We start from the raw sequence: 25,026 nt of genomic DNA on the forward strand, positions 1-25,026 counted from the left end.
TATTCCAAATGTACCGAAACAAAAAAACTCAGTCAAGGAATGACTGAGTTTTTATGCTATTAACTAACCAAAAAACTATAAATTATGAAATTTATATCAATTCAGAAGGAAACCACCCCTTCTTGATTTGCGAGTGCAAAGATATGCAGAAAGTTCAAAAAAGAAATAGCAAAAGGCAAGTTTAACATAACATTTGCATAAAAAGCATCGTTTTATAGCGAATTTTTCTATATAATGTAAAAATATTGCGATTTTACAAAGTTCCTCTCAATTCTTGCTCTCTCTCAATTGACTCAAAAAGGGCTTTAAAGTTCCCTGCACCGAATCCTTTTGCCCCCATTCTTTGAATAATTTCGAAGAAAAGCGTCGGTCTGTCTTGAACCGGCTTTGTAAATATTTGTAATAGATAACCATCTTCATCGGCATCGACCATGATCGCTAATTTTTCAATTTCGTTGATATCTTCTTTCATCATGTCCATATGAACACCTAATCTTTCAGGGATTGCTTGGTAATAAGTATGAGGAGGAGCTGATAAAAACTCAACGCCGCGTGCTCTCAATTGTGATACTGTTTTAATAATATCATCTGTAGCAATTGCGATGTGCTGAATTCCAGGGCCGCCGTAGAAATCTAAATATTCTTCAATCTGTGATTTTTTCTTTCCTTCTGCCGGTTCGTTAATTGGGAATTTAATTCTTCCGTTTCCATTAGACATTACTTTACTCATCAATGCAGAGTATTCTGTGGTAATTTGTTTGTCATCAAAAGATAAGAAGTTCACGAATCCCATAACTTCTTCGTAAAATTTTACCCAGGTATTCATTTCGTTCCAGCCCACATTTCCAACCATGTGATCAATATATTTCAATCCGGTTGGTTCTGGATTGTAATCAGATTTCCATTCTTTGTAACCTGGCAAGAACACGCCATTGTAGTTTTTTCTTTCTACAAAAATATGAACTGTTTCTCCGTAAGTATAAATTCCGGAACGAACAACTTCTCCAAATTCATCTGATTCAACAGTTGGTTCCATAAAAGATCTGGCACCGCGTTTCATAGTTTCTTCGTAAGCACTTCTGGCATCTTCTACCCAAAGCGCAGCAACTTTTACTCCGTCTCCATGTTTTTGGAGATGTGCATGAATTGGAGAATCCTGCGTTAATGGCGTTGTCAAAACAATTCTAATTTTATCCTGTTTCAAAACATAAGATGCTTTGTCTTTTACTCCGGTTTCTAATCCGGCGTAAGCTAATGACTGATATCCAAAAGCTGTTTTGTAATAATGTGCAGATTGTTTTGCATTCCCTACATAAAATTCTACATAATCTGTTCCTAATAATGGAAGGAAATCTTGTGCTCCTTCAAATATTTTCTCTAATCCGTATTCTACTGATTTTACTTCTTTTGACATGATGTTTATTTGTTTAATCGGTTAATCGTTTATTTGAAAAACCGAAGTGTTGATTTAAGATTTTGTTTTTTTAACCGCAAAGTTCGCAAAGATTTTACGCAAGGTTCGCAAAGTAATTATAGCGCTCTTTGCGTAAAATCTTTGCGAACTTTGCGGTTAAATTCGATTAGTTACTCCGTCCAGGATTTATAATACTGACCATCATCTAATCCCATAGCTTCTTCTGTAACCATTAAGGGTCTGAAAGTATCAACCATAACAGCTAATTCCTGAGTTTCTTTGTGGCCAATACTGCGTTCCATCGCGCCTGGCGCCGGACCGTGTGGAATTCCTTTTGGGTGTAAAGTGATATGACCCTGCTCAATATTATTACGGCTCATAAAATCGCCATCGACATAATATAGTACTTCGTCTGAATCTATATTGCTGTGATTGTATGGCGCCGGAATGGCTTTCGGATGATAATCGTAAAGTCTTGGGCAGAATGAACAAACGACAAAAGCTGCCGTTTCAAAAGTTTGATGTACTGGAGGCGGTTGGTGAACACGCCCAGTTATAGGTTCGAAATTGTGAATGGAGAATCCGTATGGGAAATTATATCCGTCCCAGCCCACAACATCAAAAGGATGTGTAGCATAAACCACTTCGTGAATCATGCCTTCTTTTTTAATTTTAATTAAAAAATCACCTTTTTCATCGTGCGTTTCCAATTCACTTGGCAAAATAAAATCACGCTCACAAAAAGGAGAATGTTCTAAATGCTGACCCGATTGGTTTTTATATCGTTTTGGAGTGTAAAATGGAGAATATGATTCGACATAAAAAAGTCGGTTTTCTTCGGTTTCGAATTCAATTTGATAAATAATGCCTCTCGGAATTATCAAATAATCGCCATATTCAAACGGAATATTCCCTAACATGGTTCTTAATTTTCCCTTTCCTTTATGGATGAAAAGCATTTCATCGGCATCGGCATTTTTGTAGAAATAATTTCGAAGCGATTCTTTCGGCGCAGCCAAACCAATAATGCAGTCTTTATTGACTAACATGGCTTTTCGGCTATCTAGAAAATCATTTTCAGGCTTTAATTCAAAACCTTTAAAAAGTAATGATTTTATGTTTTTTCCGATTGCAATTTTTGGTTCAACAGAATAAGAGTTTAAAATTTCTTTAACCTGTGTAGGTCTGTGTACGTGATACGACAGCGACGAATGTCCGTGAAAACCTTCAGTTCCAAACAATTGTTCGTAGTAAAAACCACCGTTAGGTTTTTCAAATTGAGTGTGTCTCTTTTGTGGAAAGTCTCCGAGTTTATGATATAATGGCATGGCTTTTCAATTAGATAATTTGTAAATTAGATAATTCGAAAAATTTGAATTGTGTGAGCAGATAATCAGCTCAATTTTCTAATTGACTAATCATCTCAATTCGATCGGTTTTACTCAGGATTTCTCTTGATAAGGAATTGAAGATATTCTAATAAACCTGTCCATTTTGTTTTCATTATAACAAATGTCGTAATTTTTATTGATTTAAATTACAAATTAAAATAAAAATCCGATACTAAACCAAGTAAAACTTTTTGACATTTCTGGAGACCATGATTGTTTGATTTCAATTGGACCAATAATGGTTTCTAATCCGTAGCCTACTGCGTACCCAGAATATTTGGGCATTGAGATCCAATCGACAGTACCAAAAATATCATCACCTAAATTGGCGTAATTGGCAGAAAAATTCACGTGATTTTTTTTGAAAATTTCATAATCTAAAGTAATTGTTGATTTTATATAGCTGTTTCCAGCAATACTTAGAAAATCATATCCGTAGAAATAATTGAAATTATTGATTTTGCTATAGCCATAGCCGCCGAGAATAAAATTGAAAAATGGAACACTGTCGCTGCCAATATTAAATCCGGCATCTGCTCCAATTTTTACTGTAGCTCTTTTAAATAATGTTTTGGCAAAAGCAACTTCGGCTTTAGCGATTGAAAAAGGCTTAAACTTATTTGTATAATCTGATGACGCTAAATAAGTTTGTAAATCAGATGAAAAATACAATCCTGAATGCGGAAAGCTTTTGTTGTCGAAAGAGTCATATTTTAAATACCCAAAGACACTCATATAATTACTTTTGTCAATTATGTTTTCATCATTAGAGAGCGTTGGCGAATTTATTTTCAAATATTTGTATTCTAAACCGCCGCCCATTAAAAACTTCTGCACAAAAATAGTTTGAAAATAAGCTTGATTTGTGAGGTCTAAAAAGTCAACATTTATCAAATTTACGTTTGGATTTTGTGTTTCTAAATTACTAATGCTTGTTGTAACATTTCGGTTGAATTGATTTAGTCGCGAACGAAATCCAAAACTGATATTAAATCCGTTTTCAACATAATAATTTAAATCATATCTAAAATTATCACCCAAAATAACATCTAAAGAAGTAACATCATTTTTTAAGAATGTTTTTTTATGGGTAAGATTCAATAAAATACCACTTTTATAAAGTCCGTCATAATGCAGGCCCAGTTTTAGATAAGTCTGAGTTGGGTTTTCTTTTAACACAAGATCTAAATCATCTTGCTTTCCGTCAGGCTGAAGGCAATACGAAATGGTACTAAAGTTTTGAGTAGCATTCAGATTGTTTATTCCTGTTTTAAGATCATCATAAGTAATGGTACTTCCGGGTTTAAAACGCAGTTTTCCTCGAATGTATTCTTTAGTATAATTGTCTAACAGTTCACTGTTTATTTTTTTAATTTCTATAGTATCCGTAGCCAGTTTTAGTTTTGGTTTTTTATAAAAATTATCTTCATTAACGAGTGATTTAATTTTTTCATAAACAGCAAAAGCAGCTTCTTCTCCTTTTCTGATTATTTCTTCACCTTTATCAAATGAAATTACACCAAAATCGCGAATATCTGGTTTAATATAAACGTCAGTGTCCTTGATTTTACTTTTCATTTTATCGATTGACTGCAGATTAGTAATCTGAACCAAAATTCGGGTAGCATTTTTCAGGTTTTTTCTTTTCATTAAATCGTCCTGAACATCAACACCAATAATAATATCAGCTCCAAGATTTCGTACTTCCTGAATTGGATAATTGTTTACTACGCCACCATCGACCAATAAATTTCCATCAATTTCTACTGGAGTAAATAGGGAAGGGAATGCCGCACTTGCCATCATTGCCTGAACTAAGTTTCCTTTGTTAAGCAAAACTTCTTCGCCTGTTTCGATATTTGTGCCGATGCATAAAAAAGGAGTTGGCAATTTATTAAAATCACGAATGTGACGCACATTTCGAGTTAAACTGCTTAATAAATTATAATTGTACATTCCTTTTGAGAGTGCTTCGGGAATTCCAACTTTAAAATTACTAAAAGGCAAAACGATTGCATACAATTCATCATTTTTCTTTCCGTAAAAGTTTTTAGACGAACGCGGAATATAATCGTTGATTAATTCATCAAAATTGGTTTTTTTGAAGATTGAATCAATTTGAGAAGCATTATAGCCAGAAGCGTAAAGACCGCCAATTACAGATCCCATACTTGTGCCGCCGATAAAATCGATTTTGATTCCGGCTTCTTCTAAAACTTTTAAAACGCCAATATGTGCAAATCCTTTGGCGCCTCCACCGCTTAAAACCAAACCAATTTTTGGTCTTTTAACAGAGTCTTTTTTTATTTCTTGCGAAAAAGCGTTTTGTGGATTGAATACTAAAATGGAAATAAGTGCCAACGCCACAGTCCAGTAATTTCCGATAGTCATCGGAAATGAAAACTTTGATTGCTTATTTAAAATGGACAGCTGTTTTGGGCGCATAAAGTGAACTAGTTGGTTTTGTAAAAGTCGACAATTTTTTTGGCTTTCTAATATATTATCTTAATATGATTCTGTTTTAGAAAGTATTAAATTTTTGTTCTTGTCATATTTCCAAGTATCTATATGATTTCTTGCACCGCCTCTGCAACTCGACGTTAGTGTCTTTTTAGTTTTATCTATTTTAACATCACAAAACATGTCGCATTTAGGACTAAAATTCGATGGAAATTTTAAAGAATCAAATTTTTTTGTTTTTGGATTAAAAATAAAAATCTGATAAATGGTATAAACTCCCATTCCGTCATCTGTGTGAAATGAAGCAAAATCTGTAAAACCATCAAAGTTATAATCGTTTATTTCTAAATGTGAAGGTTTTTCCGTTATCGAAACTTCAATATTATTTATAATTTGTATTTGTCCGGTCTGCGTATTTTTTACTTCTAAACTCTCAAAATTATTGATATAGCTTACTTTAATTTTGCTTTTGTCATTTTGCAAAAATGAAATATCGTTTTGACTGTACGTAACGCCAAAAACAAACAGCAAGATATGTAGAATGTGCTTTTTCAAATGAATTTAGTTTTCTTTAGGATGATAAAAATCAATAATTTTCTTGGCTCGTGATAAACCTATAACGTCAGATATTTCTTTTTCTGTAGCCAATTTTAATCTTTTAACACTTTTAAAATGCTGAATTAATGTCATCATTGTTTTTTCGCCGATTCCCGGAATGCTTTCAACCGAGGAATTTAGTGCCGCTTTGCTTCGTTTGTCGCGGTGAAAAGTAATTCCAAAACGGTGCGCTTCATTCCGCAATTGCTGAATTACTTTTAATGTTTCAGACTTTTTGTCTAAATATAACGGAATCGAATCTCCAGGATAAAACAACTCTTCAAGTCGTTTTGCAATTCCGATAATGGCAATTTTACCGCGTAATCCTAATTCATCAATACTTTTTAATGCCGCAGATAATTGCCCTTTTCCTCCATCAATAATAATTAATTGCGGCAATGGTTCATTTTCATCTAATAATCTTTTATAACGGCGATAGACAATTTCAGTCATCGAAGCAAAATCATCTGGGCCTTCAACAGTCTTCACATTAAAATGGCGATAATCTTTCTTGCTTGCTTTTCCATCTTTAAAAACCACGCAGGCTGCCACGGGATTTGTTCCTTGTATATTTGAGTTGTCAAAACATTCAATATGTCGAGGCTCAACCGGCAAACGCAAATCTTTCTGCATTTGTGCCATAATGCGATTAGTGTGTCGATCCGGATCTACAATCTGCAATTGTTTCAGTTGTTCTATTCTATAAAATTTTGCATTTCGAATAGACAAATCTAAAATCTGTTTTTTATCTCCAAGCTGCGGAACAGTCGTTTTTATATTTTCGCCTAAATCAATTTCAAACGGAACAATAACTTCTTTTGATAATAATTGAAAACGTTCACGAAGCTCGATAATCGCCAATTCTAATAATTCTTCATCGCTTTCGTCTAGTTTTTTCTTGATTTCTAAAGTATGCGAACGAATAATCGATCCGTGAGAAATTTGTAAAAAATTGACAAATGCGGCACTTTCATCAGACACAATCGAAAAAACATCAATATTGGTAATTTTCGGATTTACGATTGTAGATCTGGATTGATAGTTTTCAAGAATTTCTATTTTTTCTTTGATTTTTTGGGCTTCTTCAAAATGCAGATCCTGCGCATATTGATTCATTAAACGCTTAAAATCTTTCATGCTTTCTTTGAAATTTCCTTTCAGAATTTCTCTAATTGCATCGACTTGTCTTTGATAATTTTCTAAAGGTTCTAAACCTTCACAAGGACCTTTGCAATTGCCAATATGGTATTCTAAACAAACTTTAAATTTGCCAGCTCTGATATTTGATTCGCTTAAATCGTAAGTACAAGTTCGTAAAGGGTATAATTCTTTTATTAAGTCGAGAATGGTATAAACCATTTTGAAATTAGTATACGGGCCAAAATACTCAGATCCGTCTTTGATCATTCTTCTAGTCAAAAATATTCTAGAAAAAGGTTCTCTTTTAATGCAAATCCAAGGGTAACTTTTGTCGTCACGAAGCAAAACATTATAACGTGGCTGCAGTGTTTTTATTAAATTGTTTTCTAGTAAAAGCGCATCAGTTTCAGTAGGAACGACAATATGTTTTATGGTTACAATTTTTCTAACCAGCACATTCGTTTTTCTCGTATCGTGAATTTTATTGAAGTAGGAGGAAACTCTTTTTTTTAAATTTTTTGCTTTTCCAACATACAATATTTTGTCGTCTTTATCGTAATACTGATACACGCCAGGATTGTCTGGCAAGGTTTGAATTTGAAGTTCTAAAGACGGTTTTTGCATTCTGTTTTATTTCTGGAGGTATTGAAAAGCTTTGTCAAAAATCATTCCGATTTCTTATAAAAAGCTTAGCATTGATTTAGTTTCAAATTTACGAAATCAAAAGAATAATTTCTATATTTAGATTTTATAATTCTACATGAAAAATAGTAAACCCTTAGTTATTTTTGGCGAATCGATTTTGCCGGGAGAAAACAAAACGATAAACGTCGAAATTGCGAGGCTGCATACCACGACAAAACTTAATATCCCTGTTATTGTTCGCCGTTCTAAGCTAGAGGGTCCGGTAGTTTTATTCTCTGCAGGAATTCATGGTGACGAAATTAACGGAGTAGAAATTGTTCGCCAGATCATCAGCAAAAAAATAAATCGCCCTGCAAGAGGAACTATTATTTGTATTCCGATTATCAATATGTATGGTTTTGTCAATAAATCGAGAGAGTTTCCAGACGGAAGAGATTTAAACAGAGTTTTTCCAGGAAGTAAAAAAGGTTCTCTAGCAAGCAGATTTGCTTATCATATTGTTGCAGAAGTTTTGCCGATAATAGATTATGCTGTTGATTTTCATGCTGGAGGCGCAAGCCGTTTTAACGCACCGCAAATTAGAATAACAGAAAATAACCCAGATCTAAAACTTCTAGCCGATGTTTTTAATGCGCCGTTTACATTGTATTCTAAAAACATCAACGGTTCTTTTAGAAATACCTGCGAAAGAGCCAATATTAAAATGTTGCTTTTTGAAGGAGGAAAATCTTTAGATATAAATAATTCGGTAGCAAATGAAGGAGTGATGGGAGTACAGCGTTTGCTGGCTTATTTAAACATGCTTGACCCTAAACATATTGTCGAAGAAGCTGAAGATCCCTCTATTTACATCAAAAATTCGGTTTGGCTTCGTGCCAAATGTTCTGGATTATTGCATGATTATAATATGATTGGAAGATTTGTTACTAAAGGAACTATTTTAGCTATTATAACAGATCCGTTTGGTAAATTTGAACAGAAAGTAAAAGCACCGCACGACGGATTTGTCATAAACGCGAATCATTCGCCGATTGTGTATGAAGGTGATGCAATTTACCACATGTCTAAAAATAGCCCTGATAATGCCGACGAATAAAAAAGAATTAAGATTACAGTATAAAAATCTTCGAAAAGAACTTTCAACTGATGAAGTCGAAGAAAAAAGTCTGGCTATAGCCAATAATTTAATTCAATTGCCCATTTGGGATAAAACCTATTATCATGTTTTTCTGCCTATCGAAGAACAAAAAGAAGTAAATACAGAATATATTTTGCATTTGCTTTCTGGAAAAGATAAAGAAATTGTGGTTTCTAAAAGTGATTTTCAAACTCGTGAAATGACTCATTTTCTTTTGACTGATAATACCAAAATCAAGAAAAACGATTATAATATTCCGGAACCAATAAATGGTTTGCCAGTGCCGTCACAAACTATCGATGTGGTTTTTATACCGCTTTTGGCTTTTGATGTTTTAGGAAATAGAGTAGGTTATGGAAAAGGTTTTTACGATAAATTTTTATCTGAATGCAAACCAGAAACCATAAAAATTGGACTTTCTTTTTTTGAAGCCGAAAACCAAATTAAAGATGTCTTCGAATTCGATATAAGATTAGATTATTGCGTAACGCCTTTAAAAGTCTATGCTTTTTAATTTTTCACCATATAAGTGATATAAGTTGATTTAAGATCTTAACTTAAACAAACTAATATTTGCTTATATCACTTAAATAGTTTGAAAATAGTATAGGACTAAAAAATTGGCTTAACTTCTTTAATCGTTGTAGCATCAATCCAGCCTTCAGTACCGTCAGTCAATTCTATTTTTTTCCATTTTCCTAAAGTTTCTTTTACATAAACTTTTGCACCTTCGTGTAATAAGAAAATGGCAACACCGGCTTTTTGCGGTTCGCTTCGAACTTCGCTTAATTCAGCAAAAACAATTGCGGGGCGATCATTATCATAATGACTTTTTTCAGACATTCCAGCAGATACACTCAAAGCCAAACCAGCCAAAAGAACAAACATTCCAATAAAATATAGTCTTTTTGAAAGGGTGAGCTGTGAAAAATAGTAGCCAATAAAAGTCAATAAAAAAGCAAATGCAATTCCGACAGAAATTTTTGCCCAAGTATTATAATCGAAAATTCCGGTAAAGTTCTGTATCAGTTTTGCAAAACCTACTTTCGGAACTTCTTTAATTTCGTCAATAGTTAGTTTTTTAGCAAATTTTAAATTGTTTAAAGTCTCAGGATCATTAGGTTTTAAAACTAATGCTTTCTCGTAATTATAAATAGAAGGGGCTACTTTATTGAGCTTATAATAACAATTTGCTAAGTTAAAATACAATTCAGCCGACTCTTGTTTGTCTTCTTTTAGGATATTTTCATATTCCTGAGCTGCTTGCTGATATTGTCCCTTTTGGTACAAAGCATTTCCTTTTTCAAAGCTGCTTTGAGCAAAGAAAATCTGAGAGATTAATAAAAAGAGATAAACTATATTTTTCATTTTGTAGAGGTGTAATAACATTTCTAACTTTGCGATTAAAACTAAACCATTTGTTTTTCAAGTTCCGAAATAATCAAAACAGCCTTGTCATAATCTTGCTGAATCGAAGCGCTTGAAGCCGGAGCATAACGCGCAAATTCACAGTTTTCTGTCAAAATAATAAAGTTCTGTACCGTTTCTGGGTTTGCTTTTCTTGACAATAACAATTCACGAATATTGTCTTTGCTCATTTCTGAGGTTTCAATATGCAGTTTTGCTTTCAAGAAATTGTGCATTGCTTTTTCTAAAGCAATATAAAATGGCTCTTTGTTATTAAGCTGTTTTTTGGCTTCAGATAAATATTTCTTCGCCAGTTTGTTGTTCATTTTAATTCGGTTTCCGGCAACGTCACCGTCAATCGCTTCTTTTTTCTTTTTAGCCAAAACTATGATCGGCAAAATAACAAACGGAAGGAATATCAATATAAAATACAAATCTGAGCTGTAAAAATCTTTTTTAGCTATCGAAACCAAAGTTGTTTTTGGCTTAATGTATTTGAATTGTTCTGTTTTTGTAATGACATTTTTAGAAGCATTAGCAGAGTTGCTCGCTTCGGTTTGCATTGGTCCGTCTAAAACGTCAACTGTAATTTCTTGAGAGGTTATAGTTTTATAAGAACCTGTACTCAAATCGAAATACGAAAACTGCATAGGTTTAATGACGTATTTTCCTTTGTATTGCGGAATAATAGTGTATTTATCCGAAATCTTTCCAGACATTCCAGCCAATGAAGTTGTTACCTTTTCGTCATGAACAGGATCGTACATTTCTAAGGCATTTGGCACAACTGGTTTTGGCAACGTAAATAATTTCATGTTTCCAGCTCCTGATGCGCTTACAACTAAATCTAAACTTTCACCATTTTTCAAACTTGTTTTTGATGGTGTAACTGTAAAGTTAAATTTACCAACAGCGCCACTAAAACCTTCGGGTTTATTGCTTTCAGGAAGCGGCCTAACATTAATGGTTTTAGCTCCAGCCGAAACAATTTTGTTATCATCCGTTAAAATCATTTGACCAAACATATCACGGCGATTTGTTGGCAATTGCACGCCAATATCTAATGAAAGCGGTTCAATCGTTAATTTTCCTGATTTTTGAGGATATAGAATAGTCTTTTTCAAGATGACATAATAACATCTTTGGCCTTGATAGGTTCCTTCTTCTATTGCCAATTGTTTGATGTCGATGTTTTGATTCCAGAAATCATTATATTTCGGTTTTGCCAATTCTTTAAAACCAGTAACGCCGATATTGTTGAAATACAATTTATAAACTACCGTAATGGGTTCATTTAAATAAGGATTCGTTTTAGATATTTCTGCAACCAGATTCAATGTTTCGCTTCCTGATCCCTGAGGTCTGTCATTCGGGTCTCTTTCTTGCGCAACGGCATTTGTAACAACAATTTTTAATGGAGAAGTTTTGTAAACTTGTCCATTAAATTCGATCGCTGCCTGTTTGATATTGATTGTCCCTTTTCTGTCGGGCTGTAAAATGTAAGAGTATATCTTTTGAAAAGAACTTCTGCCATTTACCCAAGACTGACTTATTTGCTGGCTAGGACCTGCAACAACTCTAAAGCCATCAAATGCAGGCTGTTCGAAATTGTCTCCATCAACATTCATAATGAAGTCAACGCGAAGTCTTTCGTTTAATCCAAGCGTATTTTTGCTTACTCTGGCTTCAAATTGAACTTGAGCCATAAGTCCTTGAAAAGTGAATAGTAATAGAATTAAATATCTTTTCATTTAATTTTTCAGTTTTGTTTAACTGTTTAATTGTTATTTGTTTAATCGGTTTTTTTACAGTTTTATTGTTTATTCGAATAAACAGTTAAACGAATAAACCTAAAAATCTACCAGTCTTTTTCTGTTTTTCTAGGACTTCCTTTTACTTTTTGAGCGTTAACTTTATCCTGAATTTTCTTTTCTTCGTTGTTAACCGCATCTAATAAATTCTGAACACGTTCTTTTGAGATTCCTCCAGGCTGCGGTTTTGGCTGTCCGTTATTGTCTGATTTATCATCTTTTTTTGGATCGTTTTTGCCGTCTTTTTTATCTTTGTCTTTATCGCCTTTATCGTCCTTCTTATCTTTATCCTTGTCCTTATTTTTATCTTTGTCTTTGTCTTTATCTTTATTTTTATCCTTGTCTTTGTCCTTATCCTTATTCTTGTCTTTATTTTTATCGTTTTTCGGAGGATTTTCTTTTAGTTTTTGTTTGGCCAGAGCATAGTTATACCGCGTTTCATCGTCTGTAGGGTCATTTCGTAACGCTTCTTTATAAGCTTCAACTGCCTGCGTATAATCTTTCTCTTTCATTAAAACATTTCCTAAATTGTGGAATGCTTTATGTTTTTCAGGCCTTGTTTTAGCATTTTTTATCGCTTTCGCATATGCGAATTTAGCTTCAGAAACTTGATTTTGCTTATAAATTGTATTTCCCAAATTATAAGAAGCTACTGCTTTTTTAGGAAATTTTGACTGCGAAATTCTATAATTGGCTTCAGCGTCTACAAATTTATTCTGCTTATATTCTTCATTCGCATCAGGCAATGTCTTGTCTTTCTCTTGAGCCGAAACAGCTAAAGAAAACGTTAGTAAAATATAAAGAAGTAAATTTTTCATTCTAATTTTTTATGTTTTTTGTTCCGAATTTAAACGGATCAATTATTTCTTTTCGTTAAATAAATTCAACTCTTTTATCCAATTTGTTTTTCTTTCCAAAAGGAAAATATCTAAGAATAATAATAGAAAAGCAAAACCAATAAACCACTGAAACTGTGATTGAAATTCTGCCATTTGTGTTGCTTCAAATTCGGTTTTTTGAATATTATTCAAAGCATTTTTTACATATTCTAAAACCTCTTTTGTACTTCCACCATAAACGTAACCGCCTTTTGTAGCTTTTGCAATCGTTTTTAAACCTTCTTGATTTAGCTTTGTAATTACAACTTCATTATTGTTATCTCTCTGAAAACTTTCGACTCTCCCGTTTACTTTTAGCGGTATAGTTCCTCCTTTTTCAGTTCCAATACCAATTGTTATAATTTTCATTCCCAATTTATTGGCTTCTTCCGCTGCAGCAGAAGCTCCTTCAGAATGATCTTCTCCATCCGAAATCAAAATCAGCAATTTGCTTGTTTTGCTCTTTTCATCGAAATAAGTCGATGATAATTTAATTGCTTCATCCAGCGAAGTTCCTTGAGAAGAAACCATATCTGGACTCATACTTTGTAAAAACATTTTGGCAACACTATAATCTGTAGTAATTGGCAAAACCGGAAAGGCGCTTCCTGCGTAGGCCACGATACCAATTCTGTCACTTCCTAAATTATTAATGATTTGCGAAACCAATTGCTTGCTTTTTTCTAAACGGCTTGGTGCCACATCTTCGGCCAGCATACTTTTAGAAACGTCGACTGCAAAAACAATGTCAATACCTTCACGCTTTACAGTTTCCATTTTAGTCCCGATTTTCGGATTCACTAACCCTATAATTAAGCAGGCAAGCGCTAAAAGCAATACTGATAGTTTCAGCACAGGTTTAAAAACAGATCTTTCTGGACTCAGTTTTTTAACCATTTCTAAATCGCCAAATTCGCGTTGTTTTTTCCTTTTCCAATACATATTGAAAAGAAAAATACACACCACAATTGGCAGTAAGAATAAAAGGTATAAATATTTTTTTTCGTCTAATTCCATTTTTTAATTCTAGTTTTCAGTTTCCTGCCGCAGTTTTCAGCTGTAAACTGAAAACCGAGACTGCGACTAAAATATTAAATAAAGCTTCTATAAACCGTGTTTCGTAAACCAACTTCCAACAATAGCAAAAAGACAGCAATTAAGGCAAATGTTCTGTATTTTTCGTCATAATCGTAGAACTTCAATTCTTGAATTTCAGTTGTTTCTAATTTATTGATCGAGTTATATATTTCAGCTAATTTATCGTTGCTCGTCGCTCTAAAATAAGTTCCATCTGTTTTGCGGGCAATGCTTTTCATTAATTGCTCGTCGATTTCAACTTTTTGCATTTTAAATAAAAATCCGCCATTTGGTGCATATGCATATGGAGATTCTGCCATTCCGTTGCTTCCAAGTCCAATTGTGTACACTTTTATCCCGTATTGTTTCGCAATATCAGCAGCAGTTTCTGGTTCGATAAATCCAGCATTATTTACACCATCAGTAAGTAAAATAATAATTCTGCTTTTTGCCTTACTGTCTTTCAAACGGTTTACAGCAGTTGCCAAACCCATTCCAATTCCAGTTCCGTCCTGTAAGGCAGTATCATATTTAATTCCTTTTATAGCTTCTAAAATAATAGCCTTGTCACTTGTAACCGGAGTTTTTGTATACGCTTCAGATGCATATAAAACCAATCCAATTCGGTCATTAGGTCGTTCAGTTACGAAATCTCCAGCAACTCTTTTTAAAGCTTCCATACGGTTTGGCTTTAAATCTTTTGCCAGCATACTTCCGGAAACGTCTATTGCCATTACAATATCAATTCCTTTAGTAGTTTTAGTTTGATTGCTGATGTCTACTGTTCTTGGTCTTGCCAAAGCAATAATCAAGGAACATAAAGCAAGAATTCTAAAAATATACAAGCAAGGTTTTAATTTTGTTAAAAGCGATTCGCTGTTTTTAAAACCTGCTGTCGAACTCATTTTTAAAGTAGCCGATTGTTGGTTGCGTTTCCAAAAGAACCAAGCAATTGCAACTGGAATTAAAAGAAACAGCCAAAAAAACTCTGGATTCAAAAAAGTTATCTTTCCCATTAGTTGTTCGCTTTTTTAAGTTCAACAGAATTTAAAATTCGTGTTGTAATGTCATTTGCATAAGTGTCTCCTTCTTCATGTAAAATCACGATTTGCTGTAATCCTTGTTCTTGTTTAAAGAGCAGTATTTCATAGTATGCTTTTGTGCTCGTTTTAGTAGTAGGATTTAATATGCTCATGGTTCCATATCCTTTTAATCCTTGAATACCTTGATTCGTTTGATAATCTTCTTGTTTTACAATGATATTTTGTCCGCCTTGAGCTTCAATTACTTTTAGATAACCTTCTAAAGCTTTTGCTAAATCAATATCTGTAGGATTTTTAAATTTACTGGTCGAAACCGCGATATAGAAATTATCAATCATACTTCCGTACCCGAAAAGCTGCATTTCTTTGATCAAAGCCATGGCTTCTTTAGGCAGTACTTTTTGAGTATCCATTCGTTTTAAAACTTTTGGAGTTTCAATTAAAATACCAGGATTTCCGTATTCACTTTTTACCCATTCGCCTTCTAACAATTCTTTAGACGGATGGCCAATAATATTATCTTTTACGTAATTAAAACCTTTAGTGACAATAAAAAAGGTAGTTGTTGCTGCCAATAAAAAGACAACTGTTCCCACTGCAATAGCAATGCGTTTATTGCGTTTTTTTCGTAATTGAAGCTGAATCTGTTTTTGTTTCTGAGCTTCATTCAACAGTTGATCTTCTTCATCCGCCGACACTTCGGTTGGAATTGCATTGTCAAGTGTTAGAATTACTCTTTGAATTTTATTTCGATCTTCAGTAATTTCAAAATCCAGCGGTTTAGATTTTGCAAATTTTACTAAATCGGCCTGACGTAAAACACGCTCTAAATTCTCTACAGTTTCAGGCGTCAAAGTCATTTTCTTTTTAGTCGAAGCCGTTCTTATTGCCAGAATTAGTTCAGAAGTAGTGCTTTCCATTGCTGGAATATGAATAGCTTCTTCAATGTAATTACGTGCAATATCTGTCAGTTCGCTATAATATTCTTTAATTTCACCTTTTTGAACAAGTTCTTTTTGCTCCAGATTATTTAGTAAACTTGTCGCTTTTTCGATTGGTGTTTTATAAACTTCCTCTTCAATTTTTTTATGTTGACGTTTTTTAACGAACCAATATACAAATGCGCCAATTCCTAATATAATAACAATAGCCAAGACATATTTCCACCAATCTCCAATCCCACTTTCAACAGTAGAAATATCTTTGATGTCATACATTTTTTGCTGCATCGTGTCTACTTTTACATTAGCAACTTCAACACGAATAGAATCAGATAAATAAGGTTTTTTATCAATTAAAATTTTGATGCTTGGAATTGTATATCTTCCAGAATCAAATTGTGTTAATCCATATTTTTTAATCAGTTCATAATTTCCGTCTTTTTTAACGGTATCAATCGGATAAGATTGAATTACTTCTAAAGGGCCAATAGTTTTTAGTTTAGGAAAAACAACTTTCGATTTAGAACTTACCACTGTTTTTAGCGTTAGCTTAAACTCGGCTCCAATTTTATTTTTAGTGGTATCAATACTGGTTTCCACTTGCTTTTGTTGTGCAAAAACAGCGGAAGTAAGTAAAAATAAAAATATGTAAAATTTTAATTTCATTTGATTTTTGATTTAGATTTTAGTCTAAAACGAATGCTTAAAGATGGTACGCGGATAACACGGATTTAAGCGGATTTTTTATTTGTGCAATGCAGAAATCATAAATTATTAAATTTGAAAAAATCTAAATCTAAAATCTGCAATCTAAAATTATATTTATCGTGATTTAAAATAACCCAGTAATTTGGTGACATAATTTTCATCAACTCTTGTGTTTACAACGCCTGCGCCAGATTTACTGAAAATATCTTTGAAATAATTTACCCTGTCGTGATAATGTTTTTCGTAATTCATTCGCACCGTTTTTGATCCGGTATCAACCAATTGAATTTTCCCTGTTTCAGCATCGAGCATGGTTACCATTCCTAGATTTGGGATTTTTTCTTCACGTACATCATATACGCGAACACCTGTAATATCATGTTTTTTAGAAGCAATTTTCAATGTCTGCTCGTAATTTTCAGACATAAAATCTGAAATCACAAAAACGATTGCTTTCTTTTTTTGCGTTCCTGATAAAAACTTCAAGGCTTGAGAAATATCCGTTTTATTGCTTTTTGGTTCAAATTCGATTAATTCACGAATAATTCTTAAAACATGCGAACGGCCTTTTTTTGGTGGAATATACAATTCGACATTATCAGAAAATAATATTAAACCAATTTTGTCATTGTTTTGTGTAGCCGAGAAAGCCATCGTTGCCGCAATTTCGGTGACGATGTCCTTTTTAAACTGACTTTTTGAACCAAAACCCTCAGAACCCGAAATATCGACCATTAACATCATTGTTAATTCGCGTTCTTCTTCAAAAACTTTTACGTGGGCTTCGTTGTAGCGTGCGGTTACATTCCAATCGATGTTACGAATATCATCGCCATATTGGTATTGACGGACCTCGCTAAAAGTCATTCCGCGTCCTTTAAATGAAGAGTGGTATTCTCCCGAAAAGATATGATTGCTCAGTCTTTTGGTTTTGATTTCTATTTTCCGTACTTTTTTTAAAAGCTCTTTTGTATCCATTTTATTTGTTTAAAGTTTAAAGTTTAAAGCTTTCAAGTGTGCTTTGCGGCAACCTGAAACCTGAAACTTGAAACAAATTTTTAAGGTACTTCAATCTCGTTTACGATTTTGTTGATAATGTCTACAGAAGTAATGTTTTCAGCTTCAGCTTCATATGTTATTCCCACTCTGTGACGTAAAACATCATGTACAACTGCGCGAACATCTTCTGGAATTACATATCCGCGACGTTTAATGAAAGCGTAACATTTAGCTGCATTAGCTAAATTGATACTTCCACGCGGAGATGCTCCAAAACTGATAAGAGGTTTTAGGTCGGCTAATTTGTACTTCTCTGGATAACGAGTAGCAAAGATGATATCTAAGATGTATTTTTCGATTTTTTCATCCATGTAAACTTCACGAACAGCTTCTTGCGCACGCAAAATTTGTTCTACAGAAACTACAGGATTTACTTTTTCGTAACTTCCTTTTAAGTTTTGGCGAATCACAAAACGCTCTTCGTCAATTTTTGGATAGTCAATTACGGTTTTAAGCATAAAACGGTCAACTTGTGCTTCAGGAAGCTGGTACGTTCCTTCTTGCTCAACAGGGTTTTGAGTTGCAAGAACTAAAAACGGACGATCAAGTTTGAAAGTTGTGTCGCCAATAGTAACTTGTTTTTCCTGCATCGCCTCTAAAAGTGCAGACTGAACTTTTGCTGGCGCACGGTTGATCTCATCGGCAAGTACGAAATTAGCAAAAATTGGACCTTTTTTAATAGAGAACTCGTTTGCTTTAATGTTGTAAATCATCGTTCCGACAACATCGGCAGGTAATAAGTCAGGAGTAAACTGAATACGGCTGAAAGATCCTTGTACCGCTTGCGACAAAGTATTTATCGCTAAAGTTTTGGCCAAACCAGGAACACCTTCTAATAAAATATGTCCTTGTCCCAAAAGCCCGATTAATAAACGCTCGACCATATGTTTCTGGCCCACAATAACTTTGTTCATTTCCATTGTAAGAAGGTCTATAAAAGCACTTTCTCTCTCAATTTTTTCATTTATCGCTCTAATGTCTAAAGTCGTTGTATTTTCTTCCATATAAATATTTTTAAAACCTTTTTAAAACCTTGATTTTTATGCCTTACTTTTGAGAGTGCAAATTGAATATTTTTTGAGAAGTACAATGTTAAAGAATGGTTAAAACTTCGACCAATGACCTAATTTTAAGGACTAATTGTGAATCTATTTTTATATTTTTAAGAACTTTGGTGATTATGCTTTACAAAAGCATATTTATTACCAAAAATAACGCAATGTAACCATGAGTAAAACAACATTATCGCCCATAATTTCGGGTACTATGAATTGGGGTGTTTGGGACAAAAACTTGACGCCAAAAGAAATGGAAAATCTGATACAAATTTGTATCGAAAACAAAATTACCACTTTTGATCACGCAGACATTTACGGATCATATACTACAGAAGCAGATTTCGGAAAAGCATTTGAAAACAGCAAAATTTCGCGCGAAAAATTACAATTAATTACTAAGTGCGGTATTCAGATGATTGCTGAAAAACGTCCACAGAATAAAATCAAATATTACGATTATTCTAAAGATTATATTATTTGGTCTGTTGAAGAATCTCTTAAAAATTTAAAAACAGATTATGTTGATGTGTTTTTATTGCACAGACCAAGTCCGCTGATGCAGGCTGATGAAATTGCGGAAGCGGTCGAAAAATTAAAATCAGAAGGGAAAATTATCGATTTTGGTCTTTCGAATTTTACAAATTCACAAACCGAATTGATTCGCCAGAAAACCGAAGTTAGTTTTAATCAGGTACAATTTTCCGCAACACATTATGAAGCAATGGTTGACGGAAGTTTAGATTATATGCAAACGCACGGAATCCGCCCTTTATCATGGAATCCGCTTGGAACGGTTTTTAGAGAAGATACCAAACAAACACGCCGTTTGAAAAAATTGCTTTCAGATTTGGTTAAAAAATATGGTTTTGGTTCTGATACATTATTGCTTTCGTGGATTTTAAAACATCCAGCAAAAGTAATTCCGATTGCAGGAACTGTAAATGTTGCCAGAATTCAATCTTTGATGAAAGCTGTTGAATTAGAAATGGATAAAGAAGACTGGTTTGCCATCTGGACTGAAAGTATGGGCGACGATGTGGCTTAATTTTAGCGTTTAGTAGAAGTTTTTACTATTCAGCAAAACTTATCATAAAAAAAATTAGCCACAGGTTAAAATGATTTTCACCGATTAAAAATCTGCAGGATCTGCGTGAAAAATTACTTTTGAAGATTTTTCAGATTACAGATAAAGAATCAATCATTTTAATCTGTGGCAAAAAATACAAAATATTACAATGAAAAAAACAGTTTTAATTACTGGAGCTACAAGCGGAATTGGAAAAGCAACCGCACAAATAATGGCAAAAAACGACTATAAAGTTATTCTTTGCGGAAGACGTAAAGATCGTTTAGAGGCGTTGGAAAAAGAACTTTCTGCTTTTACAGAAGTATATTCTCTTTCTTTTGATGTTCGTGACAAAGAAGCTGTTTTTTCAACTATTAATTCTTTGCCAGCAGCATTTTCAACTATTGATGTTTTAATTAACAATGCAGGAAACGCGCATGGTTTAGATCCGATTCAGACTGGAAACACAGATGATTGGGATGCTATGATTGATATTAATGTAAAAGGACTTTTATATGTTTCAAAAGCAATTATGCCGCAAATGATTGAAAGAAAGTCGGGACATATTATCAATATTGGTTCGATAGCTGGAAAAGAAGTGTATCCGAATGGAAATGTTTACTGCGCTTCAAAACACGCAGTAGATGCAATCAACAACGGAATGCGAATGGATTTGAATCCGTACGGAATTCGAGTTGGAGCAATTCATCCAGGAATGGTCGAAACCGAGTTTAGTGAAGTTCGTTTTAAAGGCGATGCAGATAGAGCTTCGAATGTATATAAAGGTTTAGATGCATTGCAGGCTGAAGATATTGCAGATATAATTCATTTTGTAGTTTCAAGAAAATATCATGTAAATATTGCAGATCTAATAGTCTATCCAACAGCGCAGGCATCGGCAACTATTGTTAAGAGAGACTAACTTAGACTTCTTAGATTTTTAGACTAACTTAGACTGCAGATGAAAATCAATATCTAAGAAGTCTAATATCTGAGGTCTAAAGTCTAAGAAGTCTAAAATCTAAAAATCTAAGAAGTCTAAAATAATGATCAACAAACGCCTTTTAATAAAAAATTTGCTCGCTCATAATGATGAGAGCAGTTTTTATGACAAAAAAAGGCAGTTGAATCTGCACTCACGCGAGGGAAAAGGAAAGTTTCTGAAGCATATTTGCGCGTTGTCAAATTCAAATCCAACCAATAATTCTTATATCGTTGTTGGGGTTGAAGATCAAGATAATGAAATTGTAGGCGATGATTTTTTTGATGACAGCCGAATTCAGAATCTGGTGAATGCTTTCTTAGAAAATCCGCCTAAAATTCAATACGAGAATGTACCATTTCCAAATCTTCCAAAAGATAAAGTAATTGGGCTGGTTACCATTAAACCTAAAAGTAAAATCTCGTATTTCAAAAAAGGAATTCATACCATTCTCGCCAACAGCGTTTTTGTAAGACGAGGGAGTAATTCGATTCCGGTTGAAGGCGAAATAGAGAAAAATTTCCAAAATACTGAAACGGTAATTGGAATCGAAAACAGTTCTCGAAACAGTATTCAATATACACTAGACGGCGTAATCGATTTTATGAATTTTCGCCACAAAGACATGTCGCCAAAATATCATGTTTTTAAAGAATTATTTGTGATTTGCTGGGCTGGAGTTCCTAAAAAATCGCGTGATAAAACCTTTCTTTCCCGCGTAGATATTGAGCTTATCAATGAACAAATTAAACTTTTCTATTCGGCGCAAGATGTGGTAACGATTGTTTTTGATGACGATAGTTTTACAATAACCGAATATGTTCCGCTTGGCTTGAACGATAAAACAAGTTATTATCCTTTAGAAAAACAAACGATTCACTTTTTTGATAACGGTTATTATAAAATTGACCGTGAAATGCTTTTTCTGCCTCCAGAATTCAACCGAAAAATGCTCTATCATATTTACAACTCGAATATGGCTTTGCTTCAAAAACTGCAAAAAGGAATTGTTTTATCTGAGCGCGAATTAAAAGATTTAGAAAACCTTCCATCGACTTTTATGATTTGCTATTTGAATGGTTTTGAAGATGCCAAACAAAAACTCATCGATGCTAAATTACTTTTAAAACCTTATGGGCAAATTTATTTATCGTTTAAAGAAGCACTTCGAATTTTACGAAAAATGAAGTATGATGTTCAGTAAGAAAGGTCTAAGAAGCTAAGATTCTGAGATGCTGATTTTTATTGAAAATTCAAATATTTATTTATGTCATTATAGGGAAATAAAATTTCTTTTGGACCGTCAGCATAAGAAGCGGCTTCGTATGAATTATAATAAAGAAGCAAGCCTTCAGAAGTGTAAAAAATATTCTGTGGCAACTGAAATTTATCATTTTCGAACATCAAACCCGTGGCATTAATGTTAGCACTTGCTGGTATTTTATATTTTGTTCTGAATTTTTTTTCGGCGAAAGCCTTAAAATCTTTTTCGTTTTTAAACAATTGATCGTTAAAAATGGTTTTTCCTGTTTTTGGATTAAATAATAACGATCGGAAACCTTGATATCCGTGTGCGCCTCCGGTAAAAGTATAATGATCAATTTTGATGTTTATAATTTGATCTGATTCAAATTCAACATTTCCAATAATCTTTCCTTCCCAGCCAAAAGTTTCGCTTGGGAATTTTTTATGCATTTCCTCATAAGAAGCAATAAAAGATTTTGCTAAAGATTTATAATCGTTAGTTTTTGCTGGATCTTCTCCAAAATAAACTATTTCTTTTACTACAGAAAAAACCTTTTTATTAATCGAGTCTGCCGGAATTTTAATGTTTTTTGCAATTGGGATTTCAATAGTAATTTTTGGGCAATCGCTTTTACATGGAATTTTAGATTTTTCTTCAAACGTTTCATTTTCAAAGGAAAGCTCTTTATTGCAACTCGTAAAAATCAAACACAGAAAGACTAAAAATGTATAATGTTTCATATCAAAAAGTGTTAATTATATACAAAGGTAAGAAGTTGATTCAGGATTAAAATAAATTAACGGTAAATTTGTGCAAGAATTAAGCATTTAAAATTTGTAACTATATGAAATTCAATACTAAAGTAATACATGGTGGTCAGCATCATGATCCAAGTACTGGTGCTGTTATGCCTCCGGTGTATCAAACTTCAACATTTATACAAACAAGTCCGGGAAAACCTTTGGCAGATTATGAATACAGCCGAGCATCAAATCCAACTCGTACGGCCTTAGAAAATGCTTTGGCAAGTATTGAAAATGGTACACGCGGATTGGCTTTTTCATCTGGTTTAGCTGCGACTGACTGTATTTTAAGGTCGTTTAAAGCTGGTGACGAAATCATTGCTATGGATGATTTATACGGAGGGACTTATAGAATGTTTACGCGAATTTATAAAGATTCAGGAATTAAATTTCATTTCGTAGATATGACGGATATCGAAAAATTGAAATCTTTAATCAATGAAAATACAAAATTGGTATGGGTCGAAACACCAACTAACCCATTAATGAAATTAGCTGATATTCAAGAAGTAGCTAAAATTACAAAAGCCAACAAAATTTTATTTGCTGTCGATAATACTTTTGCAACTCCATATTTGCAAAAACCTTTAGATTTAGGTGCTGATATTGTAATGCACTCAGCAACAAAATATTTAGGCGGACACTCTGATGTTATTGCTGGAGCATTAATTGTAAAAGACGAAGCTTTAGGCGAACAATTGCATTTTCAGCAATTTGCAACTGGTGCAACATTAGGCCCAATGGATAGTTTTTTGGTTTTGAGAGGAATTAAAACGCTTTCTTTAAGAGTTCAAAGACACTGCGAAAACGGAGAAAAAGTAGTTAAATATTTAACGAAACATCCAAAAATTAATACCGTTTATTATCCTGGATTAGAAAGTCATCCGTTTCATGAAATTGCTAAAAAACAAATGAAAGCTTATGGTGGCATGGTTTCTTTTACTTTTAAATCAGGTAAAAAAGAAGATTCTATTGCATTTTTAGAGAAATTGAAAGTATTTACTTTAGCAGAATCTTTAGGTGGAGTTGAATCATTAGCAAATCATCCAGCTTTGATGACACACGCTTCTATTCCAGCAGATAAAAGAGCTGAGGTTGGAATTACTGATGATTTAGTTCGGCTAAGTGTTGGTATTGAAGATGCAGAGGATTTAATTGCTGATATAGAACAGGCTTTGGCTTAAAATAAATTTTTAGAAATAAAAAATCCCAAATTCCAAAATAATTAATATTGGAATTTGGAATTTTTTTTATTTTGGAATTTCCTTATAATTAGAATTCTAAGTAGTAAATGTATCCAACATTAAACCAAACTTGCCAGTCGTTGTTTTTGTTTTCTTTGTAAATGTCTTTATTCGGATTTAACCCGTCAACCCAGTCTGAACTGAACATCTGAAAACGGCCTTCAACCATTAAGTCGCTCATTGTTGTTAGTTTATAATGTATGCCTAAACCAGCTGTTGCAGCTAAAACTACACCATTTTCGCTAGAAAAACCATATTGATGACCATCTGAAGGAGTTAAATATTTACCATAAGTAGTTTCAGGAATTCCTAAAGGGCCAAGATCTGAGCTTACTTTTGTAGAATAATAGCTAATTAAAAAACCTAAGCTTGCGTATGGACTAATACTCCCAACGCTATTCTCAAAATCATGTATTTTTATTGGCGAAAATTCTAATTGTGATCCAATACTTAATACACTTGAAGTACCATGCATTGCTTTAAGCTGTTCTACAGCTAAAGTTGGAGGTTTTTTTTCAACCCATTCTCCAAAATGGTTCAGTTTGGTTGTATTAAATGATAATTCTGATCTAACTTTGAAATGTTCTGTGAAAAAACTTTCACGATTATTATTTGCAGAGAAGTTTATAAAGTGAACAATTCCTACCCCAAATCCGGTGTTTCCAACATTTGTATCGAAATTGTGTCTTTGTCCATAATCGGATTGAAAAGTTACGGGACCGAATATTATTCCTACTTCTTGTGCGAGGTCTGATTGTGCGGTGGCTATCGTCGAGATGCCAAAAAAGGCAAATAGTGTGATAAATAGGTGTTTAGACATGTTATTTGGGCTTTCAAATCTTGGCAAATATATAAAAAACATAGTCTAATCAAAATATAAAATACTTCTATTAAAAAATTAGTAGCAAAACACTTAAT

Annotated in this window: 21 protein-coding genes; 6 read left to right on the plus strand and 15 right to left on the minus strand. The window is 33.4% G+C overall.

The window, feature by feature from the left end:
* Positions 1-253: 253 nt before the first annotated feature.
* The 5 genes from hppD to uvrC all read right to left on the minus strand — a co-directional run bounded on the left by hppD (position 254) and on the right by uvrC (position 7,626).
* Entirely contained in the window at positions 254-1,414 is a 1,161-nt protein-coding gene (gene hppD, locus IRZ83_RS16005) for a 4-hydroxyphenylpyruvate dioxygenase (RefSeq protein WP_194570245.1), read from the minus strand.
* 170 nt (positions 1,415-1,584) lie between these two features.
* Positions 1,585-2,742 carry a homogentisate 1,2-dioxygenase gene (locus tag IRZ83_RS16010; protein WP_194570247.1) on the minus strand — a complete coding sequence of 386 codons (1,158 nt, stop codon included), beginning with the start codon at positions 2,740-2,742 and terminating at the stop codon, positions 1,585-1,587.
* A gap of 216 nt (positions 2,743-2,958) precedes the next feature.
* Entirely contained in the window at positions 2,959-5,196 is a 2,238-nt protein-coding gene (locus IRZ83_RS16015) for a patatin-like phospholipase family protein (protein ID WP_410505350.1), read from the minus strand.
* Between the two features lie 114 nt (positions 5,197-5,310).
* Complete coding sequence (locus IRZ83_RS16020) at positions 5,311-5,820, minus strand: XAC2610-related protein (RefSeq protein WP_194570251.1); 510 nt, start codon at positions 5,818-5,820, stop codon at positions 5,311-5,313.
* A 6-nt stretch (positions 5,821-5,826) separates the two neighbouring features.
* A complete protein-coding gene (gene uvrC / locus IRZ83_RS16025) occupies positions 5,827-7,626 on the minus strand; it encodes an excinuclease ABC subunit UvrC (RefSeq protein WP_194570253.1) in 1,800 nt (599 codons plus the stop codon).
* 136 nt (positions 7,627-7,762) lie between these two features.
* On the opposite strand from uvrC, the gene IRZ83_RS16030 reads away from it, so the two are divergent.
* Positions 7,763-8,743: a succinylglutamate desuccinylase/aspartoacylase family protein gene (locus tag IRZ83_RS16030; RefSeq protein ID WP_029270882.1), complete on the plus strand. Its 981-nt coding sequence runs from the start codon at positions 7,763-7,765 to the stop codon at positions 8,741-8,743.
* Positions 8,730-9,299: a 5-formyltetrahydrofolate cyclo-ligase gene (locus tag IRZ83_RS16035; protein WP_194570255.1), complete on the plus strand. Its 570-nt coding sequence runs from the start codon at positions 8,730-8,732 to the stop codon at positions 9,297-9,299. Before IRZ83_RS16030 ends, IRZ83_RS16035 begins: the two co-directional genes overlap by 14 nt.
* Positions 9,300-9,397: 98 nt before the next feature.
* On the opposite strand, the gene IRZ83_RS16040 is transcribed toward IRZ83_RS16035, so the two are convergent.
* The 8 genes from IRZ83_RS16040 to IRZ83_RS16075 all read right to left on the minus strand — a co-directional run bounded on the left by IRZ83_RS16040 (position 9,398) and on the right by IRZ83_RS16075 (position 18,713).
* Positions 9,398-10,153 carry a tetratricopeptide repeat protein gene (locus IRZ83_RS16040; protein ID WP_194570257.1) on the minus strand — a complete coding sequence of 252 codons (756 nt, stop codon included), beginning with the start codon at positions 10,151-10,153 and terminating at the stop codon, positions 9,398-9,400.
* A gap of 41 nt (positions 10,154-10,194) precedes the next feature.
* Positions 10,195-11,943 carry a BatD family protein gene (locus IRZ83_RS16045; protein ID WP_194570259.1) on the minus strand — a complete coding sequence of 583 codons (1,749 nt, stop codon included), beginning with the start codon at positions 11,941-11,943 and terminating at the stop codon, positions 10,195-10,197.
* Between the two features lie 107 nt (positions 11,944-12,050).
* Entirely contained in the window at positions 12,051-12,821 is a 771-nt protein-coding gene (locus IRZ83_RS16050; RefSeq protein ID WP_194570261.1) for a tetratricopeptide repeat protein, read from the minus strand.
* A gap of 42 nt (positions 12,822-12,863) precedes the next feature.
* On the minus strand, positions 12,864-13,898 hold the full coding sequence (locus IRZ83_RS16055; protein WP_029270871.1) for a VWA domain-containing protein: 1,035 nt from the start codon (positions 13,896-13,898) through the stop codon (positions 12,864-12,866).
* Positions 13,899-13,972: 74 nt separating this feature from the next.
* On the minus strand, positions 13,973-14,974 hold the full coding sequence (locus tag IRZ83_RS16060; RefSeq protein ID WP_029270869.1) for a vWA domain-containing protein: 1,002 nt from the start codon (positions 14,972-14,974) through the stop codon (positions 13,973-13,975).
* Entirely contained in the window at positions 14,974-16,608 is a 1,635-nt protein-coding gene (locus IRZ83_RS16065) for a hypothetical protein (RefSeq protein ID WP_194570263.1), read from the minus strand. The genes IRZ83_RS16060 and IRZ83_RS16065 overlap by 1 nt, the downstream gene beginning before the upstream one ends.
* A gap of 156 nt (positions 16,609-16,764) precedes the next feature.
* Complete coding sequence (locus tag IRZ83_RS16070; protein WP_029270865.1) at positions 16,765-17,628, minus strand: DUF58 domain-containing protein; 864 nt, start codon at positions 17,626-17,628, stop codon at positions 16,765-16,767.
* Between the two features lie 80 nt (positions 17,629-17,708).
* The gene (locus IRZ83_RS16075) at positions 17,709-18,713 is read right to left on the minus strand and encodes an AAA family ATPase (protein ID WP_007807095.1); all 1,005 of its coding nucleotides are present in this window, start codon (positions 18,711-18,713) and stop codon (positions 17,709-17,711) included.
* Positions 18,714-18,936: 223 nt separating this feature from the next.
* On the opposite strand from IRZ83_RS16075, the gene IRZ83_RS16080 reads away from it, so the two are divergent.
* The 3 genes from IRZ83_RS16080 (at position 18,937) to IRZ83_RS16090 (ending at position 22,019) form a co-directional block, all read left to right on the plus strand.
* Positions 18,937-19,812, plus strand: coding sequence for an aldo/keto reductase family oxidoreductase (locus IRZ83_RS16080; RefSeq protein WP_194570266.1), 876 nt, complete (start codon positions 18,937-18,939; stop codon positions 19,810-19,812).
* A 190-nt stretch (positions 19,813-20,002) separates the two neighbouring features.
* Entirely contained in the window at positions 20,003-20,755 is a 753-nt protein-coding gene (locus IRZ83_RS16085) for an SDR family NAD(P)-dependent oxidoreductase (protein WP_029270860.1), read from the plus strand.
* Between the two features lie 124 nt (positions 20,756-20,879).
* On the plus strand, positions 20,880-22,019 hold the full coding sequence (locus tag IRZ83_RS16090) for an ATP-binding protein (protein WP_029270858.1): 1,140 nt from the start codon (positions 20,880-20,882) through the stop codon (positions 22,017-22,019).
* A 38-nt stretch (positions 22,020-22,057) separates the two neighbouring features.
* Here the strand turns inward: IRZ83_RS16090 and IRZ83_RS16095 are convergent, their stop codons facing one another.
* On the minus strand, positions 22,058-22,801 hold the full coding sequence (locus IRZ83_RS16095) for a DUF3298 and DUF4163 domain-containing protein (protein ID WP_194570268.1): 744 nt from the start codon (positions 22,799-22,801) through the stop codon (positions 22,058-22,060).
* Between the two features lie 104 nt (positions 22,802-22,905).
* Here IRZ83_RS16095 and IRZ83_RS16100 point away from each other — a divergent pair, with 104 nt between their 5' ends.
* Positions 22,906-24,048 (plus strand): cystathionine gamma-synthase, encoded by a 1,143-nt coding sequence (locus tag IRZ83_RS16100; protein WP_194570270.1) that lies wholly within the window; start codon positions 22,906-22,908, stop codon positions 24,046-24,048.
* Between the two features lie 88 nt (positions 24,049-24,136).
* Here IRZ83_RS16100 and IRZ83_RS16105 read toward each other — a convergent pair whose 3' ends face one another.
* On the minus strand, positions 24,137-24,928 hold the full coding sequence (locus IRZ83_RS16105; protein WP_029270854.1) for a THC0290_0291 family protein: 792 nt from the start codon (positions 24,926-24,928) through the stop codon (positions 24,137-24,139).
* Positions 24,929-25,026: the final 98 nt, after the last annotated feature.

The organism is Flavobacterium sp. JLP, from assembly GCF_015350755.1.
In the GTDB taxonomy this organism is placed as follows: Bacteria; Bacteroidota; Bacteroidia; order Flavobacteriales; family Flavobacteriaceae; genus Flavobacterium.

Coding starts and splice junctions, on each gene's coding strand:
- hppD (WP_194570245.1), bottom strand. CDS start 1,414: ATGTCAAAAGAAGTAAAATCAGTAGAATACGGATTAGAGAAAATATTT.
- IRZ83_RS16090 (WP_029270858.1), top strand. CDS start 20,880: ATGATCAACAAACGCCTTTTAATAAAAAATTTGCTCGCTCATAATGAT.
- IRZ83_RS16085 (WP_029270860.1), top strand. CDS start 20,003: ATGAAAAAAACAGTTTTAATTACTGGAGCTACAAGCGGAATTGGAAAA.
- IRZ83_RS16015 (WP_410505350.1), bottom strand. CDS start 5,196: ATGACTATCGGAAATTACTGGACTGTGGCGTTGGCACTTATTTCCATT.
- IRZ83_RS16075 (WP_007807095.1), bottom strand. CDS start 18,713: ATGGAAGAAAATACAACGACTTTAGACATTAGAGCGATAAATGAAAAA.
- IRZ83_RS16100 (WP_194570270.1), top strand. CDS start 22,906: ATGAAATTCAATACTAAAGTAATACATGGTGGTCAGCATCATGATCCA.
- IRZ83_RS16060 (WP_029270869.1), bottom strand. CDS start 14,974: ATGGGAAAGATAACTTTTTTGAATCCAGAGTTTTTTTGGCTGTTTCTT.
- IRZ83_RS16105 (WP_029270854.1), bottom strand. CDS start 24,928: ATGTCTAAACACCTATTTATCACACTATTTGCCTTTTTTGGCATCTCG.
- IRZ83_RS16065 (WP_194570263.1), bottom strand. CDS start 16,608: ATGAAATTAAAATTTTACATATTTTTATTTTTACTTACTTCCGCTGTT.
- IRZ83_RS16070 (WP_029270865.1), bottom strand. CDS start 17,628: ATGGATACAAAAGAGCTTTTAAAAAAAGTACGGAAAATAGAAATCAAA.
- IRZ83_RS16095 (WP_194570268.1), bottom strand. CDS start 22,801: ATGAAACATTATACATTTTTAGTCTTTCTGTGTTTGATTTTTACGAGT.
- IRZ83_RS16035 (WP_194570255.1), top strand. CDS start 8,730: ATGCCGACGAATAAAAAAGAATTAAGATTACAGTATAAAAATCTTCGA.
- IRZ83_RS16030 (WP_029270882.1), top strand. CDS start 7,763: ATGAAAAATAGTAAACCCTTAGTTATTTTTGGCGAATCGATTTTGCCG.
- uvrC (WP_194570253.1), bottom strand. CDS start 7,626: ATGCAAAAACCGTCTTTAGAACTTCAAATTCAAACCTTGCCAGACAAT.
- IRZ83_RS16055 (WP_029270871.1), bottom strand. CDS start 13,898: ATGGAATTAGACGAAAAAAAATATTTATACCTTTTATTCTTACTGCCA.
- IRZ83_RS16080 (WP_194570266.1), top strand. CDS start 18,937: ATGAGTAAAACAACATTATCGCCCATAATTTCGGGTACTATGAATTGG.
- IRZ83_RS16010 (WP_194570247.1), bottom strand. CDS start 2,742: ATGCCATTATATCATAAACTCGGAGACTTTCCACAAAAGAGACACACT.
- IRZ83_RS16040 (WP_194570257.1), bottom strand. CDS start 10,153: ATGAAAAATATAGTTTATCTCTTTTTATTAATCTCTCAGATTTTCTTT.
- IRZ83_RS16045 (WP_194570259.1), bottom strand. CDS start 11,943: ATGAAAAGATATTTAATTCTATTACTATTCACTTTTCAAGGACTTATG.
- IRZ83_RS16050 (WP_194570261.1), bottom strand. CDS start 12,821: ATGAAAAATTTACTTCTTTATATTTTACTAACGTTTTCTTTAGCTGTT.